Origin of the sequence: Luteimicrobium xylanilyticum (assembly GCF_009429125.1) — a bacterium.
In the GTDB taxonomy this organism is placed as follows: domain Bacteria; phylum Actinomycetota; class Actinomycetes; order Actinomycetales; family Cellulomonadaceae; genus Luteimicrobium; species Luteimicrobium xylanilyticum.
The window spans coordinates 2,585,335-2,603,210 of the sequence record NZ_CP045529.1; the positions used below are offsets into that span (position 1 = coordinate 2,585,335).

Annotated in this window: 17 protein-coding genes; 2 read left to right on the forward strand and 15 right to left on the reverse strand. The window is 74.1% G+C overall.

The features are described 5' to 3' along the window. Positions 1-2: 2 nt before the first annotated feature. The 11 genes from rsfS to KDY119_RS11560 all read right to left on the reverse strand — a co-directional run bounded on the left by rsfS (position 3) and on the right by KDY119_RS11560 (position 8,445). Complete coding sequence (gene rsfS / locus KDY119_RS11515) at positions 3-386, reverse strand: ribosome silencing factor (protein ID WP_036949498.1); 384 nt, start codon at positions 384-386, stop codon at positions 3-5. After that, positions 383-1,519: a hypothetical protein gene (locus KDY119_RS11520; protein WP_227994319.1), complete on the reverse strand. Its 1,137-nt coding sequence runs from the start codon at positions 1,517-1,519 to the stop codon at positions 383-385. The genes rsfS and KDY119_RS11520 overlap by 4 nt, the downstream gene beginning before the upstream one ends. Continuing rightward, the gene (nadD, locus tag KDY119_RS11525) at positions 1,516-2,118 is read right to left on the reverse strand and encodes a nicotinate-nucleotide adenylyltransferase (RefSeq protein WP_036949491.1); all 603 of its coding nucleotides are present in this window, start codon (positions 2,116-2,118) and stop codon (positions 1,516-1,518) included. The genes KDY119_RS11520 and nadD overlap by 4 nt, the downstream gene beginning before the upstream one ends. Before the next feature lie 67 nt (positions 2,119-2,185). Next, positions 2,186-2,329: a hypothetical protein gene (locus tag KDY119_RS18875; RefSeq protein ID WP_194174191.1), complete on the reverse strand. Its 144-nt coding sequence runs from the start codon at positions 2,327-2,329 to the stop codon at positions 2,186-2,188. Between the two features lie 144 nt (positions 2,330-2,473). Further along, positions 2,474-3,817, reverse strand: coding sequence for a glutamate-5-semialdehyde dehydrogenase (locus tag KDY119_RS11530; RefSeq protein ID WP_153022336.1), 1,344 nt, complete (start codon positions 3,815-3,817; stop codon positions 2,474-2,476). A gap of 89 nt (positions 3,818-3,906) precedes the next feature. After that, positions 3,907-4,461, reverse strand: coding sequence for a dihydrofolate reductase family protein (locus KDY119_RS11535; RefSeq protein ID WP_036950540.1), 555 nt, complete (start codon positions 4,459-4,461; stop codon positions 3,907-3,909). Between the two features lie 84 nt (positions 4,462-4,545). Beyond that, positions 4,546-5,709 carry a glutamate 5-kinase gene (gene proB, locus KDY119_RS11540; RefSeq protein WP_051136462.1) on the reverse strand — a complete coding sequence of 388 codons (1,164 nt, stop codon included), beginning with the start codon at positions 5,707-5,709 and terminating at the stop codon, positions 4,546-4,548. Then, entirely contained in the window at positions 5,706-7,298 is a 1,593-nt protein-coding gene (gene obgE / locus KDY119_RS11545) for a GTPase ObgE (RefSeq protein ID WP_051136461.1), read from the reverse strand. The genes proB and obgE overlap by 4 nt, the downstream gene beginning before the upstream one ends. A gap of 94 nt (positions 7,299-7,392) precedes the next feature. Then, on the reverse strand, positions 7,393-7,650 hold the full coding sequence (gene rpmA / locus KDY119_RS11550) for a 50S ribosomal protein L27 (protein ID WP_036949482.1): 258 nt from the start codon (positions 7,648-7,650) through the stop codon (positions 7,393-7,395). A gap of 73 nt (positions 7,651-7,723) precedes the next feature. Next, positions 7,724-8,032, reverse strand: a complete 309-nt coding sequence (gene rplU, locus KDY119_RS11555) for a 50S ribosomal protein L21 (RefSeq protein ID WP_227994653.1) — start codon at positions 8,030-8,032, stop codon at positions 7,724-7,726. A 206-nt stretch (positions 8,033-8,238) separates the two neighbouring features. Then, a complete protein-coding gene (locus KDY119_RS11560) occupies positions 8,239-8,445 on the reverse strand; it encodes a dodecin family protein (RefSeq protein ID WP_036949478.1) in 207 nt (68 codons plus the stop codon). An 85-nt stretch (positions 8,446-8,530) separates the two neighbouring features. On the opposite strand from KDY119_RS11560, the gene KDY119_RS11565 reads away from it, so the two are divergent. Beyond that, positions 8,531-9,145 (forward strand): protein-L-isoaspartate O-methyltransferase family protein, encoded by a 615-nt coding sequence (locus KDY119_RS11565; protein WP_051136592.1) that lies wholly within the window; start codon positions 8,531-8,533, stop codon positions 9,143-9,145. Between the two features lie 118 nt (positions 9,146-9,263). Here the strand turns inward: KDY119_RS11565 and KDY119_RS11570 are convergent, their stop codons facing one another. The 4 genes from KDY119_RS11570 to KDY119_RS11585 are packed head-to-tail and all read right to left on the reverse strand — an operon-like array spanning position 9,264 to position 15,866. Then, positions 9,264-9,848: a thymidine kinase gene (locus KDY119_RS11570; protein ID WP_036949476.1), complete on the reverse strand. Its 585-nt coding sequence runs from the start codon at positions 9,846-9,848 to the stop codon at positions 9,264-9,266. 45 nt (positions 9,849-9,893) lie between these two features. Then, positions 9,894-11,966, reverse strand: coding sequence for a S9 family peptidase (locus KDY119_RS11575; protein WP_036949474.1), 2,073 nt, complete (start codon positions 11,964-11,966; stop codon positions 9,894-9,896). Continuing rightward, positions 11,963-12,550, reverse strand: a complete 588-nt coding sequence (locus KDY119_RS11580) for a GNAT family N-acetyltransferase (protein WP_036949472.1) — start codon at positions 12,548-12,550, stop codon at positions 11,963-11,965. Before KDY119_RS11580 ends, KDY119_RS11575 begins: the two co-directional genes overlap by 4 nt. A 4-nt stretch (positions 12,551-12,554) precedes the next feature. Next, a complete protein-coding gene (locus KDY119_RS11585) occupies positions 12,555-15,866 on the reverse strand; it encodes an Rne/Rng family ribonuclease (protein ID WP_227994320.1) in 3,312 nt (1,103 codons plus the stop codon). 499 nt (positions 15,867-16,365) lie between these two features. Between KDY119_RS11585 and KDY119_RS11590 the strand changes: the two genes are divergently transcribed. Next, positions 16,366-17,853, forward strand: a complete 1,488-nt coding sequence (locus KDY119_RS11590; protein ID WP_036949468.1) for a cytochrome ubiquinol oxidase subunit I — start codon at positions 16,366-16,368, stop codon at positions 17,851-17,853. Positions 17,854-17,876: the final 23 nt, after the last annotated feature.

Here is a 17,876-nt window from a genome sequence, read left to right on the forward strand (position 1 = left end):
CGTCACTCGGCGGCCGTGGCCGCGACCACGTCCGCGGGCAGCTCGACCAGGGGGCAGTCCTTCCACAGTCGCTCGAGCGCGTAGTACACGCGGTCCTCGGCGTGCTGCACGTGCACGACGACGTCTCCGAAGTCGATGAGGACCCAGCGCCCCTCCCCCTTGCCCTCGCGCCGCAGCGGCTTGGCGCCGAGCTTGTGCAGCGCCTCCTCGACGGCGTCGACGATGGCTCCGACCTGCCGCTCGTTCGTCCCGGACGCGATGAGGAACACGTCGGTGAGGACGAGCTGCTCGCTCACGTCGAGGGCGAGGATCTCCTCGGCCTTCAGGTCGGCGGCAGCGCGGGCTGCGGCGACGGTGAGCTCGACGGCGCGGGCGGATGCGGTCACAGGGATCCCTCGGGGTCGTGGTGCACGGTGTCGTGCGGGGTGGTGTGCAGGACGGTGACGGTCGAGGCCGCGGCACCGGGCGGCGTGGACGACGGCTTCCCGATGAGCTGCCAGATCAGCAGACCGAGCACGAACGCGACCGCGACGAGGATGAGGTAGTGCAGCCACGTGTACGCGTGGCGGGGCTCCTCGATCTCGTCGTCGTCCTCGTAGTCGTCGACGTCGTCGCCGAAGCCGGACGCGACCCCCGGCGCCGGGACCGGTGCGCCGCTCGTGGGTGCGAACGCCATCGCCGAGGCCTGCTGCTCGGCGCCCGGCACGCCCCACGGCGCGACGACGGTCGCTGCCGGGTCGTAGCCCGTGGAGGAGGGCTCGGGCGCGCCGGGGGTCGTGGCCGGGAAAGCCGGAGCCGGGGCGGCCGGGCCCGCGGTCGTCGCGCCGCTCGTGGACGCCCAGGGAGCCGCTGCCGGTGCACCGCTCGTCGGGCCGAACGCCGGCACGGCTGGAGCGGGCATCGCAGGAGCCGGCGTCGCGGGAGCCGGCGTCGCGGGAGCCGGCGTCGCGGGAGCCTGAGGAGCCGCGGGGCCCGACGACGGCGCGGGCCGCATCGAGGTCCGCGTCGGCGCGGCGGACGGCTGTGCCTGGGGCGTCGCGGCCGGAGCGCTCGTGGGAGCCACCGGCTGCACCGGCATGAGGCGGCCCGTCGCGTCGACGGCGCGCGTGCTCGCCGCGCCCGCGGGCGGGCGCACGACGGGGGCGGGCTGGCCGCCGTCGCGCATGGAGCGGCGGGCGGGCGGCGCCGCGGGTGCGGGCGGCGGCGAACCGGCGGCGGGGCCCCACGGGGCGCTCACACCGGGCGCCTGGTAGCCACCGCCCGGAGACGGGAAGGACGTGGGCGCCGGGCTCGCCGCGGGGGCGGCCGGCGCAGCTGCCGGACGCGCCTGCGGAGCAGGACGAGGCGTCGGCGGTGACTGTTGCGCGGCCCGCTCACGAGCGAGCCGCTCGAGCGTGGCGCGGCGCTCCGCCGCCCGCTGCTGCTCCTCGCGGGCCGCGGCGAGCGCCTGCTCGCGCTCCCGGAGCTCCCGGCGCGTCAGCGGCGCGCCGCCTGGCATGGATCCACCTTGATCGCTCATGCGTGAGGACCTTCGTACAGACCGTATTTGTTGATGTACTGGACGACCCCGTCGGGCACCAGGTACCAGACGGGAAGACCGGACGCCGCACGCTCACGGACGCCGGTCGAGGAGATGGCGAGGGCCGGGACCTCGAGCATGGTCACGCGGTCGGTGGGAAGGCCTTCGAGCGACAGCTGGTGGCCGGGCCGCGTCACCGCCACGAAGTGGGCGAGCTCGAAGAGCTGCTCGGCGTCCTTCCAGCGCACGATCTGCTCGATCGCGTCGGCGCCGGTGATGAAGAAGAGCTCGGCCGCAGGGCGTTGCGCCTTGAGGTCGCGCAGGGTGTCGATGGTGTAGGTCAGGCCGCCCCGGTCGACGTCGACCCGGCTCACCGTGAACCGCGGGTTCGACGCGGTCGCGACGACCGTCATCAGGTAACGGTGCTCGGGGGCGGTGACGTGCTGGTGCTGCTTGAAGCTCGGCTGTCCCGTGGGGACGAACACGACCTCGTCGAGCGCGAACCGCGCGGCGACCTCGCTGGCCGCCACGAGGTGCCCGTGGTGGATGGGGTCGAACGTGCCGCCCATGACGCCCAGACGCACGGGCGCATCACTCATCGGTACCACGGATGACATGCCTGCAGCGGCGTCCAAGAGCGCACTCGCACCCTGTGCCTCAGTCCCCTCAGTGGCGCGTGCCGACGCTGCGGAACGCGAACGTCACCGCAAGGAGGGCGACCAGCACCGCCAGGGCCGTGCCGCCGTAGACGTACGGGGAGGCCGGGAGCTCGTTGACGACCTTCTCGGTGACCAGAACAGCTGCGGACACGAGTCCTCCTACGCTCTCGCGACGCCGCCGCGTCGCGCCTGACGGTTGTCGTCCACCACCGACCCGGAGGGCCGCGGACTGGCGGGCGGCAACAAGTGTCTCACGTCCGCCGGGCCGGGCGACCCACCGCTTCCCACGCGCCGGTCAGGGGCGCACGTGCCCGTCGCCGTGCACGACCCACTTGGTCGTCGTGAGCTCCGCGAGCCCCATCGGGCCGCGCGCGTGGAGCTTCTGCGTCGAGATCCCGATCTCGGCACCGAGGCCCAGCTGTCCGCCGTCCGTGAAGCGCGTCGAGGCGTTGACCATGATCGCCGCGGAGTCGAGCTCGGCGACGAACCGCTCTGACGCCTGCAGGTCTCGCGTCACGATCGCCTCGGTGTGCCCCGAGGTCCAGGTCCGGATGTGGTCGATGGCGGCGTCGAGGTCCGACACGACGCGCACCGCGATCTCGAGCGCGAGGTACTCGGTCGCCCAGTCCTCGTCGGTCGCGGCGAGCACGTCGACGTCCTCGGGCGCGAGCCGAGCGGTCTCGTCGTCCCCGTGGACGACGACGCCCGCACCGGCGAGCGCGGCGAGCGCGGCGGGGAGGAACGTGGGTGCGGCGTCCGCGTGGACGAGCAGGGTCTCGGCCGCGTTGCACACCCCGACGCGCTGTGTCTTGGAGTTGAGCAGGATCTCCAGGGCCATCGCCTCGTCCGCGCCCGCGTCGACGTACACGTGGCAGTTGCCCACGCCGGTCTCGATCACGGGCACGGTCGACTCGCGGACCACGGTCTGGATGAGGTCGGCCCCGCCGCGGGGCACGAGGACGTCCACGAGCCCGCGCGCATGCATGAGCGCGACGCCGCCCGGCCGCCCGTGCTGGTCGACGGACTGGACGAGGTCGGCCGGCAGCCCGACGCCGTCGAGCGCCCGCCCGAGCACGGCCACGATCACGCGGTTGGACTCGGCTGCGGCGGAACCGCCGCGCAGGACGACGGCGTTGCCGCTCTTGAGCGCGAGGCCGGCGGCGTCGACGGTCACGTTGGGGCGTGCCTCGTAGATCATTCCGACGACCCCCATGGGCACGCGCACCTGGCGCAGCCGCAGACCGTTGGGCAGGGTCTGTCCGCGCACGACCTCGCCGACCGGGTCCGGGAGCCCTGCGAGCTCGCGCAGCGCGTCGGCGATGCCGACGATGCGGTCGGGCGTGAGCGCGAGGCGGTCCAGCAGCCCGTCGGGTAGCCCGTTCGCCCGGCCCCGGTCGAGGTCGAGGTCGTTGGCCGCGACGATCTCGTCGGTGGCCGCGACGAGCGCGTCCGCGAGCGCCTCGAGGGCGGCGTCCTTGGTCGCGCGGGTCGCGGTCGCGAGCGTCCGCGACGCGACCTTGGCGCGCTGCGCGACCTCTCGCACCGCCTGCTCGACGTCGACCGCGGGCGCGCCGCCCGGCACCGAGGCTGGGGTGGTCGTGGTGCCGGTGGTCGGGGCGTCGTGGGCGAGCGTCGTCATGGGTCCAGCCTACGGGCGGGAGACGACGTCCGGGGAGGCCGGTGTCAGCACGCGAGACGCTGCGGCCGAGCGGCACCGTCCTGACGAGCTCACGCGCGGGCGTAGCGCAGCAGTGTGACGCCGCCGGCGAACATCCGGGCCTCGAGCGGCCGGAGGGCCGGGATCCGCGTCCCCTCGGGGAACAGGCGGCGGCCGCATCCCTGGACGACCGGGTAGACGAAGAGCCGGTACTCGTCGACGAGGTCGGCGGCGACCAGCGCGTGGCACAGCGTGATGCTGCCGGTCACGACGACGTCCTGACCGGGCTTCAGCAGGAGGTCCTGCACCTGCTCGACGGGGTCGCCGTCGAGCACGGTCGTGTGCTCCCAGCCGGGTTCCGTGAGGGTCGACGAGACGACGTACTTCGCGACCTGGTCGAGGTACGCACCGATGCCGGTGGGGTCGTCGTCGCGGTGGCGCCAGTAGCCGCGGAAGTCCTCGAAGGTCCGACGCCCGACGAGCATGGCGTCCGACCGCTCGTCCTGACGCCGGAGCTCGGCGGGCAGGTCGGACTGGTCGGCCTGCGCCGACGGCTCGAACCAGTCGTCGAGCATCTCGACCGCCCCGTCGAGGGTGAGGTTCTGGGTGATCACGAGCGAGCGCATGCTGCACCTCCGGTCCGGCGGGAAGCTGTCGCCCGGGTAGACCACCGCAGCACGCCGGACTCGTCGCCCCGGCCTGCGGGAACCTCAGGAGGCGGCGCGCCGCCCTCGCACGAGGACCAGGTCGTCGCGGTGAACGAGCTCGCGGTCGTACCCCTCGCCGAGGTCGGCCCGCAGGTCGTGCGTCGAACGCCCCAGGAGCTGCGGCAGCTCGGACGCGTCGAACGCGACGATCCCCCGTGCGACGACGCGGCCCTCCTCGGTCACGAGGTCGACGACGTCGCCCGCGTCGAACTCGCCCTCGACGCGCAGCACGCCCGCGGGAAGCAGCGACGCCCGACCGCCCTGGACGGCACGGACGGCCCCGGCGTCGAGCACGAGACGTCCCTGGGAGCGCGCCGCGTACCCGATCCAGAGCCGACGCCGGCTCGAGCGCTTGCCGAGGATCGCGAAGAACGTCCCGACGTCCTCGCCCGCGAGCGCGTCGGCGACCTGGTCCGAGCGGGCGAGCACGACGGCGACGCCGGACGCCGACGCGATCCGCGCGGCGTCGAGCTTGGTGATCATCCCGCCCGTCCCGACGGACGAGCCACGGCCCGTGACCTCGACGTCGTCCAGGTCGGCCGGCGAGCGCACCTCGCCGATGCGCCGCGCCCCGGGCTGGCTGGGCGGCGCGTCGTAGAGGCCGTCGACGTCGGTCAGCAGGACCATCGCGTCGGCGCGGACGAGGTGCGAGACGAGCGCGGCGAGGCGGTCGTTGTCACCGAACCGGATCTCGTGGGTCGCGACGGTGTCGTTCTCGTTGACGATGGGCACGATGCCGAGGTCGAGCAACGTCTCGAGCGTGCGCTGGGCGTTGCGGTAGTGCCCGCGCCGCACGGTGTCCTCGACGGTCAGGAGCACCTGGCCGACGCGCAGGCCGTGCGCGCCGAACGCCTGGGTGTACCGCGCGACGAGCAGGCCCTGTCCCACGCTGGCCGCGGCCTGCGCGGTCGCGAGGTCCTTGGGACGCCCCGAGAGTCCGAGCGGCCCGACGCCGGCCGCGATCGCGCCCGACGTCACGAGGACCACCTGGGTGCCGTCGGCGCGGCGGGCGGCGAGCACCTCGACCAGGCGGTGCAGCGCGTCGACGTCGAGGAGCCCGTCGGCGCCCGTGAGGGACGACGAGCCGATCTTCACGACGACGCGGCGCGCCTTCGCGACGTCGGCGCGCGAGCCCGTGCCCACCGCGGACGCGGCGGCCGCCGTCATGCGCGGTCGTCCTCGGAGTCCTCCGCGGCGCGTGCGTCGGCGGCGCGGGCCTCGTCGGCCGGGTCGGACCAGTGGCCGGAGGACCGCTCGGTCCACAGCTCCTCGCGCGCGGCCGCCTTGGCGTCCATGCGCTCGTGGAACTCGGCGCGCTTCTCCTTGCGCGACGGCCGGAGACGGTCGTCGAGGCGCAGGTCGGTCCCGCGGGGGCCGCCGAGCAGCTCGGAGCCGGTGAGCAGCGTGGGCTCCCAGTCGAAGACGACGGCGTTCTTGCTCGACCCGATGCGCACCTCGTCGCCCGCGACGGCGCCCGTCGCGAAGAGCTTCTCCTCGACGCCGAGCCGCGCGAGACGGTCCGCGAGGTAGCCGACGGCCTCGTCGTTCGAGAAGTCGGTCTGCCGCACCCAGCGCTCGGGCTTGGCGCCCAGCACCTCGAAGTAGACGCCGTCGGCGTCCTGCCGGCGGGTGACGGTGAAGCCCTTCTCGTCGACCGCCTGGGGTCGCAGGACGATCCGGGCGGGCTCGGGCGCGGGCGCCTCCGCGCGCGCCTTGTCGACGATCTCCGCGAGCGCGAACGTCAGGGGGCGCAGGCCCTCGTGGCTCGCGGTCGAGATCTCGAACACGCGCAGGCCGCGCGCCTCGAGCTCGGGGCGGACGAAGTCCGCGAGCTCCCGGGCCTCGGGCACGTCGATCTTGTTGAGCACGACGACGCGCGGACGCTCCATGAGCGGCACGCGTCCCCCCGCGACGCCCGCTTCGCCACCGACGCTGTCCAGGGCCGCTGCGTACTCGGCGAGCTCGCGCTCGATGACGTCGAGGTCGCTGATCGGGTCGCGGCCCGGCTCGAGAGTCGCGCAGTCGAGCACGTGCACGATGACGGCGCACCGCTCGATGTGGCGCAGGAACTCCAGTCCGAGACCCTTGCCCTCGCTCGCGCCGGGGATGAGCCCGGGGACGTCGGCGACGGTGAAGCGTGCCTGCCCGGCCTGCACGACGCCGAGGTTCGGCACGAGCGTGGTGAAGGGGTAGTCCGCGATCTTGGGCCGGGCCGCGGAGATCGCCGCGACGAGGCTCGACTTGCCGGCGCTCGGGTAGCCCACGAGCGCGACGTCGGCGATGGTCTTGAGCTCGAGGACGACGTCCCGCTCGTCGCCGGGCTCCCCGAGGAGCGCGAAGCCGGGCGCCTTGCGGCGCTGGCTCGCGAGCGCGGCGTTGCCGAGCCCGCCGCGGCCGCCCTCGGCGACCATGAACTCCGCGCCCGCGCCGACGAGGTCCGCGAGGACCTCGCCGTCGGTCGAGGTGACGACCGTGCCGTCGGGGACGCCGAGGACGAGGTCGCCGCCGGTCGCACCCGCACGGTTGTCGCCCATCCCCTGGGTGCCCGACGGCGCGTGCCGGTGCGGCCCGTGGTGGTACTCGAGCAAGGTGGTGGTCTGCGGGTCGACGCGGAGGATCACGGACCCGCCGTTGCCGCCGTTCCCCCCGTCGGGGCCGGCGAGCGGCTTGAACTTCTCCCGGCGGATGGACGCGCAACCGTTGCCGCCGTCACCGCCGTGAGCGTGCAGCACCACGCGATCGACGAACGTCGCCATGAGAAGGGTCCTCTCGAGCAGGGGGAAGAAACGAACCGAGGGACGCACCGCCGAAACGGTGCGCCCCTCGGGTCAAGCCGGCTGGTCGGCCCGATCAGGCCTCGGCCGGGACGATGTCGATGACCTTGCGGTCACGGCGCGTGCCGAACTGGACGGCGCCCGCGGTCAGCGCGAACAGCGTGTCGTCGCCGCCACGGCCGACGTTGTTGCCGGGGTGGAAGTGCGTGCCGCGCTGGCGCACGATGATCTCGCCCGCCTTGACCTGCTCGCCGCCGAAGCGCTTGACGCCGAGGCGCTGCGCGTTGGAGTCACGACCGTTGCGCGAGGAGCTCGCGCCCTTCTTGTGTGCCATGTCTGATGACCTGCTCTCGTGCCGAGGGAGAAGTGGGAGTAGTGAGATCCCGTCGCGGTGCGACGGGAGGGACTCACTTGATGCCGGTGACCTTGAGGCGGGTCAGCTGCTGGCGGTGACCCTGGCGACGGCGGTAGCCGGTCTTGTTCTTGTACCGGAGGATCGCGATCTTCGGGCCCTTCTCGTCCCGGACGACCTCGGCGGTGACCTTGACCTTCGCGAGCTTCGCCGCGTCGGTGGTGACCTTCTCCCCGTCGACGAGCAGGAGCGCGGGAAGCTCGACCGAGTCGCCGACCCCTGCGGACAGACGGTCCACGACGACGACGTCGCCGACCGCGACCTTCTCCTGGCGGCCGCCAGCCTTCACGATCGCGTACACCACGTTGCTGCTCATCTCTACTCGTCTGGGCGTGCTCGTCATGGTCGATCGTCTTGGAGACTGCGACACGCCGCGGCGTGCGAGTGCGACCGCCCCATGGGCACACGGGACCAGCGCGTATGACACGCGCCGACGATCAAGGGTACGGGCCGCGCCCGTCCCGGGTCAAACCGCCCCGACGGGCGACCGGCGCCGCGACGCGACCGTGCTCACTCGAGCACGAACGAGACCTCGAGCACCACCTGCCAGGAGACGATACGTCCGTCCTCGACCTTGACCTTCTGGTCCTTGACCCACGCCCCGGACACGTTCCGCAGCGTCTGCGCTGCGCGCTCGACACCGATCCTCACGGCGTCGTCGAAGCTCGTGTCCGACCGCGCGGAGATGTGCGTGATGCGTGCGACCGATGCGCTCATGGTGCCCTCCTCGTCGAACGTCCGGAACCTTCAGCGTGCGTCGCGGTGCGGAGGCCCGCACGCCGGGCGGCGCTACGGTCGGTGCATGAGGTCACGGTCCGGCCGGCCCGTCGGAGCCGGTCCCCTGGACGACGCGGTGACCGACGCACTCCGCGCCGTCTCGCGGCGCGACTTCCTGCCCGACGCCGTCCGCGGTCGCGCCGACGACGACGTCGCCCTCCCCCTGGTCCACGGGCAGACCGGCTCCCAGCCGACGACGGTCGCGGCCATGCTCCGCCTGCTCGACGCCCGGCCGGGGCAGCACGTGCTCGACGTGGGCTCGGGCTCGGGCTGGACGACGGCGCTCCTGGCGCACCTCGTCGGGCCGGACGGCGAGGTGCTCGGCCTCGAGCTCGAGCCGACCCTCGTGGCGTTCGGCCGCGCGAACGTCGAGGCCCACGGGATGCCGTGGGCGCGCGTCGAGGCCGCCGACCCCGCGCACCTGGGCCGCCCGCGCCCCGGCGGCTGGGACCGGATCCTCGTCTCGGCCTCCCCCGTGGAGCTCCCGCAGCCGCTCGTGCGCCAGCTCGCGCCCGGAGGCCGCCTCGTGCTCCCGGTCCGCACGACGATGGTCCGGGTGGAGGTCGACACCGACGGCCGCGCGCGCACGAGCGAGCACGGCGCGTACGCGTTCGTCCCCCTGCGCGGACCGCTCGTCTGAGCCCGCCCGTCGAAGGCGACACCCCCACGAGGGCACCGGCCGCCACCGAGTCAGCGGGTGGGTGCGGGGAGGCGGGACGGCGACGACCCCGACCACGTCACCGTCGGCCAGCACGACCTCACCGTCCACGCCAGGGCGGGGCGTCGAGGTGCGTGCGGCACCGCGCCTGGTACTTCTCGGAGCCCCCGACGTGCTCCGCGGTGGGGGCCGCGGCGTCGTCCGCCGGGCCCGACGGCGGCACCACGACCCGGACGTGGAACGGCGCGTCCTCCCCGCACACCGCGCACACGGCGAGCAGCCGGTCGGTGCGCTCCGCGAGGGTCGCGAGCGTAGCCATGGGCTCGAACGGCTGCTGGTCGTACGTCACGTCGAGCCCGGCGACCACGACGACGACCCCTGCGTCCGCGAGCCGCTCGACGACGCCGGTGAGCTCCGGTCCGAAGAACTGGGCCTCGTCCACGGCGAGCAGCTCGGTGGCCGGGTCCCGCGCGTCGGCGACCTCGGCGGCGTGCGACGCGACGCGCGACGGCACCGCGAGCCCGAAGTGGGTGCTGACGCGCCCGGCCCCGCGACGCACGTCCAGCGCGTGGCTCACGACCTCCACGACCCGCCCGGCCACCTGCGCCCGGCGCACACGCCGGAGCAGCTCCTCCGTCTTGCCGGCGAACATCGGCCCGACGACGACCTCGACCCGTCCCGTCATGCCCTCATCCAACCCGCCGGGACGCACGAGGGCACAGCGAGCGGGTCAGACCGGCAGGTAGCGGCCGAACCAGTCGAGGATCACCTCGAAGCGCTGCACCCGGTGGCGCGGACGCCCCGACCGGCTCAGCTCGTGGTTCTCCCCCGGGAACACGAGCAGCTCCGCATCGACCCCGCCCCGGCGCAGCGCCGCGTAGTAGCGCTCCGCCTGGGACAGCGGGCAGCGCAGGTCCTGCTCGGAGTGGACCACGAGCGTCGGGGTCCGGACCTGGTCGACGACGGCCTGCGGGCTCTGCGTCGCCCGGTGCGCGGGGTCCGCCCCCGTGTACTCCTCCGAGAAGAACGACCCGATGTCGCTCGTCCCGATGAAGGCCTCCGGGTCCAGGTAGCCGCGCTCGACGACGGCGGCGGCGAACCGGTGGTCGTGCGCGATCGTCCACGCCGTGAGGTATCCGCCGTACGAGCCGCCGAGGATCCCGACACGGTCGGCGTCGAGCTCGGGGTGGCTCGCGAGCACGCCGTCGAGGAAGCCGAGCACGTCCTCGAGGTCGACCGTGCCCATGCGCTCCTTGATCGCGAGGCCGTGCTCACGCCCGTACCCGGAGGACCCGCGCGGGTTGCAGTACACGACGGCGTACCCGGCGGAGGTGTAGACCTGCGTCTCGTCGAACAGCCCGACCGTGTACTGCGCGAACGGGCCGCCGTGGATCATGAGGAGAACAGGGTGTGCGCCGCTCTGCCCTCGACCGCCGTCGGGCACGGCCACCCACCCGTGCACGGGGGTGCCGTCCTTGCTCGGGTGCTCCTCCTCCACGGGCACGACGACGCCGCTCGCCCGGGCCGGACCGCCCAGGTCGGTCAGGGTCCGCGGCTCGCCGGCGGGCCGGTGCTCGTCGTCGAGGGAGACCGCCACGACGTCGCCGGCGCTGCCCGGCGTGGCGACCGCGACCACGAGGGCCCCGTCGCCGACGGCGAGCGCCGTGGCCTCGAGGTCCCCGTCGAGGACGCGCGTCACGCTGCCGTCGGCGCCGACCCGGAGCAGCGGCCCTCGACCGCGCCTGCGCTCGGCCACGAAGACGGCGCCCGGCACGGCGACGAGGCTCGCGTCGGAGCCGGCGAGCGCGAGGTCGTGGGCAGCGGGGTCCGTCACCCTCCGCGGGCTCGCGAACCCACCCGCCACCGCCTCCGCCACGTAGGCGGCGGTGGTCCGCGCGACGAAGTCCCGGCCCTCGGGACCCAGCTCGGCCGCGACGAACCACGCACGACCGTCCGGGCCGACCGCCACGGCCGCGACGTCGAGCGGCTCGTCGCCCGTGACCCGCACGGGCTCCGCCGTGCGCGCGTCGTCGGCGTCGTGGGCGGGCACGGGGAACGACCAGACGTCGCTGCGCAGGTCGGTGTCGCGCCCGTCGTGCAGCGCCGCGATCACGAGCAGACGCTCGCCGTCGGCCGTGAAGACCGGGGAGCCGTGGTCGGTGTCGACGTGCGTGACCCGGCGCGCGGCGGGCACCGGGGACGGCGCGTCGGCGGGCCCGTCTCCCTCGACCGGGACGTCGGGGGCCGGCTCGTACGCGGGCTCCGCCGCGACGTCGGGGACGTCCACCACGAACACGTGGGTGCGCTTGTCGATCGTGTACCCGCGGCCGTTGCCGGAGTACCGGACGGTCGTGATCCGGCGCGCCGGCTCGGCGTCGGGGCCGAGCCCGTCGACCGTGCCGTACCGGCCGGCCTCGGGAACCGCCGCGACGAACGCGATCTGCGTCGAGTCGGGCGACCAGGTGAAGCTGCCGACGCCGAGCGGCTGGTCGGTCACCACGAGCGGCTCGCCACCGCGGGCGTCGACGACGTGGACCTGCGGCTTCCCGCCGGGGACGGCCCGCAGGAAGGCGAGGAGCCGCCCGTCCGGGGAGAACCGGGGCGCGAGGTCGCGCCGGCCGCGGGTGAGCCGGCGCGCACGGGCCGGGCCCGCGCCGTCGTCGAGGGGAAGCTCCCAGAGCTGGCCCACGGTCGCGTCCGCGCCGAGCGACGCGTGCGACAGCGCCGCGACAGCGCGGCTGCCGTCCGGGTCCACGGTGAGCGCTCCCACCTGGACGAAGGTCTCGATGTCGGTCGGCTTCACGCCGGCTCCTTTCCTCGTTCGTCCCCCCGGCTCAGCACTTCCCACTCCTCGCGCAGGACGCCCATCACGACGGCGTCGTAGCGCTCCCCGTCGACGACGCGGGCACGGCGGAACCGGCCCTCCTCGACGAACCCGAGGGCCCGTGCGACCGCGAGCATCGCACCGTTGCCCGACCACGTCGCCAGGTCCAGGCGCACCCAGTCCGTCGCGCCGAACAGGTACGACGTCCACAGTCCGAGCGCCTCACGGCCCACGCCGTGGCCACGCTCGGCCGGGTCGAAGACCGTGATCCCCATCCGGGCCCAGTGCGTCTCGACCGACTCCCAGTACCAGGACACCGTGCCGACGAGCCTGCCGCCGACGTCGAGCACGGCACGCCCGGGCGGCAGCCCGACGCCGGGCGCGCGTCCCGCGACGTCGGCGATCGCCTCGGCCTCCAGGTCGGAAGGCGCCGGGTAGTACGGAGCATCCCAGCGGTGCCACTCGTGCTCCGGACGCAGCCACTCGCGCAGCGCCGCGCGGTCCGGCGCGGTCCAGCCGCGCAGGACGACGCGCGGCCCGCGCGCGAGGACGTCCGGTGCCACGCGGTCAGTCGTCCTGCGCGTCCGCCGGCTCGGCCGCCTCGACGGGGTGCTGCTCGCCCTCGTCCAGGCTCTCGTCGCCCCGGCCCTCGTGGACCTGGTCGAGGACGGCGTCCTGGTCCGCGGCGTCGTGCGCCTCGTGCTCGTGCGGGTGGTCGTGCGCGTGCGCGGCGGCGGCGGCGATGGTCGCGAGCGTGGCCTTGACCGCGTCGCGCGACTCCGAGACGACGGGCACGCCGGCGTGCGGGGCCCCGTGGTTCGCCGGGGTCGGCTCCGCGGCCTTCCCCCGCCGACGACGGGAGCCGCGGCGCGAGTCGTCCGCGCCCGACGTCTCGGCTCCGTGGGTGTGTGCCTCGCCGGCGCCCTGGCCGTTCTGGCCCCCCGACCGCTCGATCGGGTCGGAGTGCACGATGAAACCGCGCCCGTGGCAGTGCTCGCAGGTCTCGGAGAAGGCCTCCACGAGCCCCTGCCCGACGCGCTTGCGCGTCATCTGGACGAGGCCCAGCGACGTGACCTCGGCGACCTGGTGCTTGGTCCGGTCGCGGCCCAGGCACTCGACGAGCCGCCGCAGCACGAGGTCGCGGTTCGACTCGAGGACCATGTCGATGAAGTCGATGACGATGATGCCGCCGATGTCACGCAGCCGGAGCTGACGGACGATCTCCTCGGCGGCCTCGAGGTTGTTGCGGGTGACGGTCTCCTCGAGCGTGCCGCCCGAGCCCGTGAACTTGCCCGTGTTGACGTCGATGACCGTCATGGCCTCGGTGCGGTCGATCACCAGCGACCCGCCCGACGGGAGCCAGACCTTGCGGTCCATGCCCTTGGCGAGCTGCTCGTCGACACGGTGCTGCTGGAAGACGTCGGTGTTCTCGACCCACTTCGACGCGCGCTCGGCGAGGTCGGGCGCGAGCTCGCCGAGGTACAACGAGATCTCCTTCCACGCCCCGTCGCCCTCGACGACGAGCGAGCCGAAGTCGTCGTTGAAGATGTCGCGCACGACGCGGATCGCGAGGTCCGGCTCGCCCTGGAGGAGGGCGGGCGCCGACGACGACTTCTTCGACTTGGTCTCGATCGACTCCCACTGCGTCTGGAGCCGGGCGACGTCGGCCCGCAGCTCCTCCTCGCTCGCGCCCTCGGCGGCGGTGCGCACGATGACGCCCGCGCCGTCGGGCACGATCTCGCGGAGGATCTTCTTGAGCCGCGAGCGCTCGGTGTCGGGCAGCTTGCGGCTGATGCCGGTCATGCCGCCGCCCGGGACGAGCACGAGGTAGCGGCCCGCGAGCGTGACCTGCGACGTGAGCCGCGCGCCCTTGTGGCCGATGGGGTCCTTCGTCACCTGGACGAGCACCGGGTCGCCCGACTTGAGGGCCTCCTCGATGCGGCGCGGCTGGCCCTCGAGGCCGGCGGCGTCCCAGTTGACCTCGCCCGCGTACAGCACGGCGTTGCGGCCCTTGCCGATGTCGACGAACGCGGCCTCCATGCTGGGCAGCACGTTCTGGACGCGGCCGAGGTAGACGTTGCCGACCATCGAGGCCTGCGCCTGCTGCGAGACGTAGTGCTCGACGAGCACGCCGTCCTCGAGCACGGCGATCTGCGTCCGGCCGGCGCGCTCGCGCACGACCATCGAGCGCTGCACCGACTCGCGGCGGGCCAGGAACTCGGCCTCGGTGATGATCTGGCGGCGGCGCCCGGCGTCGCGGCCCTCGCGGCGGCGCTGGCGCTTCGCCTCGAGCCGCGTCGAGCCCTTGAGCGCGGTGACCTCGTCGCTCGCGCGGCCCTGGCGGGTGCCTTCCGCGGACGCGCCACGACGACGGCGACGGCGACGACGGCTCGAGCCGGCCTCGGCTTCCTCGTCGGTGTCGGAGGTCTCGTCGCGCGCCGACTCGTCGGAGGCCTCGTCCTCGTCGGCGCGCTCGGGCGCCCGGTCGTCCTCGGACGTGCCGTTCTCGCCGTCGCCGCCGTTCTCGCCCGTGCCCCGGTTGCGGCGACCACGGCCACCCCGGCGACGACGACGGCGGGGCGCAGCGGCGTCCCGCTCGCCCGCGTCCTCGTCGGGCTCGTCCTCGGTGGGGCTCTCCTCGGCGGCGGCCTCGTCCGCGGCGGCGTCCTCCGCCTCGAGCACGAAGTCGACGTCGTCGAACCCGACCAGCTCGGCCTCGAGGCCCTCGGCGACCAGCTCGGCCTCGATGATCTCGACCTCGTCGATCGCGTCGCGCTCCTCGCGCGAGAGCCGGTCGACGGAGAACCGCGGCGTCGCCGGCGTCTCGGCGGCCGTGTCGCGCGAGCGCTCGCCGCGCGCCGACCGCTTCCGCGTCGACGTCCGCGGCGTGCTCGCCTCGGCCGAGCTCTGCTCGGTCGCGCGCTCGTCGGCCGCGCTCTGCGTGGCGTCGGGCGCCTCGGTCGCGCTCGGCTCCGCAGCGGGCCGCGGCGGGCCGGCGGGGGCCTGCGCGCGGCGGCTGCGGCGCGGCGCGGTCGTCGGGTCGGGCGCCTGGAACAGCAGCGCCGTCGTCGCAAGACGGGGCTGACCGCCCGGCGTGGTGGGCACGGTCGTGGGCGCGGGCTCGGTGCCCTCGTCCGGCGACTGCCCTTCCGCGGCCGTCTCGGGGGCGACAGCCTCGGGCTTCGACGTCTTGCCCGTGGTCTTGCGGGTGCGGGTGCTGCGCTTCTTGGGCGCCGGGGCGTCGGTGGCGGGTCCGTCCGAGGGGGCGGCGTCCGCTGCCGCGGGCTCGGCCACGGCGGGCTCAGCGACTGCGGGCTCAGCGACTGCGGGCTCGGCGGGCTTGCGCGCCCGGCTCCGGCGCGCCGGTGCCTTCGGCGCCTCGTCGGCGGCGGGCTCGGCACGCTCGCCGGCCGGCGCCGAGACCTCGGCCTCGGGCGCGGCCGCGGGCCGGGTCGCCTTGCGACGCGTGCGCGACGGGCGCTCGGCGTCGGGCAGCGCGATGTCGGAGAGCCCGACCTCGACGCCCGGGGCGTCCTCGGCCGGGGCCGAGGCGCGGCGACGGCCGCGCGAGGCGGCGGCCGGGCGGGCGACGCCCAGCTCGGCGAGCACGTCGAGCGCCGGGGCGGGCTCACCCGTGGGCTCCTGGCGAGCCTCGGCGACGGCGGCCGCCCGCTCGGCGGCCGGCTGGGGCAGCGTGATCTCGACCGGGCCGCCGGCGTGCGTGCCGGAGCCCTCGGGAACCACGACGACGTCGCTCGGGGCGCCGACGTTGCGCGTGGCGCGGCGGCGGGGCCGCTTGCGGGGCGCCTCGGCCCCGGTCTCGCCGGGCTCTCCCGTCGTCGTGGGATCGGTGGTTGCCGTGGTGTCGTCGCGGGTCACGCGTCGCTCCTACCCCGGAGGGCCAAACCCGTAGCTGCTGGCCCTGCGGGCGGTCGGTCGTCGCTCGCCGACGGTGCACCCGGGGGCGCGTGCCGCCGACCGCGACGGAAGTCGTCGGTGGCGGTCCGTAGCTGTGCGGACGACGGGGGGCGCCTGCCGTCACGCTGCGTCTGGTGCAGCGGCGGCGGCCGCTCCGCGAGTCGTGGGTCGCGTGCTGCGGGCCGTGCGTCGGGGGCGTACGGGCACCCCCGAAGTCACGAGAAGTATCGCACACGAGGTCACGACAGGGTCACGACGACGCGCCGCGCGAGACGCCGGCGCGGGTGCCGGGGGCGGCGAGCGCCGATCGCACCGGAAGCCAGGAATGTGAGGTACGACAGCCCGTGCGTGGCATGTCTCACGACCGGGCGCGTTCGACTGTCCGGGCCGCGCGTCCCGGCCTACGGTGCTGCTATCGCGTGCAGAACGGTCACGCGCGGACGCCAGGAGCCCCGAAACGATGTCCGTCCTCGATCTGGCACGGTGGCAGTTCGCCATCACCACCGTCTACCACTTCATCTTCGTGCCGCTCACGATCGGCCTCGCTCCCCTCGTCGCGATCATGCAGACGGCCTGGGTGATCACCGGCAAGGAGCGCTGGCTCAAGCTCACGAAGTTCTTCGGCAAGCTCTTCCTCATCAACTTCGCGCTGGGCGTGGTCACCGGCATCGTCCAGGAGTTCCAGTTCGGGATGACCTGGGCGAGCTACTCGCGCTTCGTGGGCGACGTCTTCGGTGCGCCGCTCGCGATGGAGGCGCTCGCCGCGTTCTTCGTCGAGTCGACGTTCCTGGGCCTGTGGATCTTCGGCTGGGACAAGCTCAACAAGAAGCTCCACCTGGCGATGATCTGGCTCGTCGCGATCGCGGTGAACCTCTCGGCGTTCTTCATCCTTGCGGCCAACTCGTGGATGCAGCACCCGGTCGGGGTGCGGTACGACGCCGAGACCGGCCGCGCCGAGATGACCAGCATCGTGAAGGTCCTGACCAACTCGACCCTGTGGGCCGCGTTCCCGCACACCGTGACGGCCGCCTTCCTCACCGCCGCCACGTTCGTGTGCGCGATCGCCGCGTGGTGGATGGTGCGGCTCGTCCGGCGAGGCCGCCCCGGGGACGTCGAGCTCGCGCGCTCGACCTACCGGCCCGCGATCCGCCTCGGCTGCCTCGTCATGGTCATCGCGGGCGTCGGGGTGTTCCTCACCGGGGACCAGCAGGGCAAGCTCATGTTCGAGCAGCAGCCCATGAAGATGGCGTCGGCCGAAGCGCTGTGCCACACCGAGCAGCCGGCCGACTTCTCGATCCTCACGATCGGCAACCTGCAGAACAACTGCGAGGACACGACCCGCATCCTCTGGATCCCGGGCTTCACCTCGTTCCTCGCGACCGGCAGCTTCACCAAGCCGGTCACGGGCATCACCGAGGTCCAGCAGGAGTACACCGAGCGGTACGGCGACACGAACGCCGACGGGACGCCCGTCGACTACCGCCCCAACCTCGCGCTCACCTACTGGAGCTTCCGGCTCATGATCGGCTGGGCGTTCTTCTCGATCATCCTGTGCGCCTACGCGTGGTGGCTGACACGCAAGGACAAGGTGAGCGACTCGAAGTGGCTGTCGCGCGCGGCGCTGTGGGCGCTGCCCGCGCCGTTCCTCGCGTGCTCGTTCGGCTGGATCTTCACGGAGACGGGCCGCCAGCCCTGGGTGGTGGCCCCCAACCCGAGCGGGCTCGACGACGTGCGGATGCTCACCGAGCGCGGCGTCTCCGACATCGCGCCCGGGCTCGTGCTGACGTCGATGATCGCGTTCACGCTCGTGTACGGCGGGCTCGCGGTCGTCTGGTTCCGCCTCATGCACCGCTACGCCGTCGAGGGCGTGCCCGACGAGGTGCACGACGAGTCCCCGGAGGCGCAGTCCGACGACGACGCCGACCGTCCCCTCTCCTTCGCGTACTGACCCGCAGAGCCGGCTGGAGCTGA

What these genes read in the sequence shown, in the direction of transcription:
- KDY119_RS11520 (WP_227994319.1), bottom strand. Translation starts at nt 1,519, where the DNA reads ATGAGCGATCAAGGTGGATCCATGCCAGGCGGCGCGCCGCTGACGCGC.
- nadD (WP_036949491.1), bottom strand. Translation starts at nt 2,118, where the DNA reads ATGAGTGATGCGCCCGTGCGTCTGGGCGTCATGGGCGGCACGTTCGAC.
- KDY119_RS11530 (WP_153022336.1), bottom strand. Translation starts at nt 3,817, where the DNA reads ATGACGACGCTCGCCCACGACGCCCCGACCACCGGCACCACGACCACC.
- KDY119_RS11535 (WP_036950540.1), bottom strand. Translation starts at nt 4,461, where the DNA reads ATGCGCTCGCTCGTGATCACCCAGAACCTCACCCTCGACGGGGCGGTC.
- proB (WP_051136462.1), bottom strand. Translation starts at nt 5,709, where the DNA reads ATGACGGCGGCCGCCGCGTCCGCGGTGGGCACGGGCTCGCGCGCCGAC.
- obgE (WP_051136461.1), bottom strand. Translation starts at nt 7,298, where the DNA reads ATGGCGACGTTCGTCGATCGCGTGGTGCTGCACGCTCACGGCGGTGAC.
- rpmA (WP_036949482.1), bottom strand. Translation starts at nt 7,650, where the DNA reads ATGGCACACAAGAAGGGCGCGAGCTCCTCGCGCAACGGTCGTGACTCC.
- KDY119_RS11560 (WP_036949478.1), bottom strand. Translation starts at nt 8,445, where the DNA reads ATGAGCGCATCGGTCGCACGCATCACGCACATCTCCGCGCGGTCGGAC.
- KDY119_RS11565 (WP_051136592.1), top strand. Translation starts at nt 8,531, where the DNA reads ATGAGGTCACGGTCCGGCCGGCCCGTCGGAGCCGGTCCCCTGGACGAC.
- KDY119_RS11570 (WP_036949476.1), bottom strand. Translation starts at nt 9,848, where the DNA reads ATGACGGGACGGGTCGAGGTCGTCGTCGGGCCGATGTTCGCCGGCAAG.
- KDY119_RS11590 (WP_036949468.1), top strand. Translation starts at nt 16,366, where the DNA reads ATGTCCGTCCTCGATCTGGCACGGTGGCAGTTCGCCATCACCACCGTC.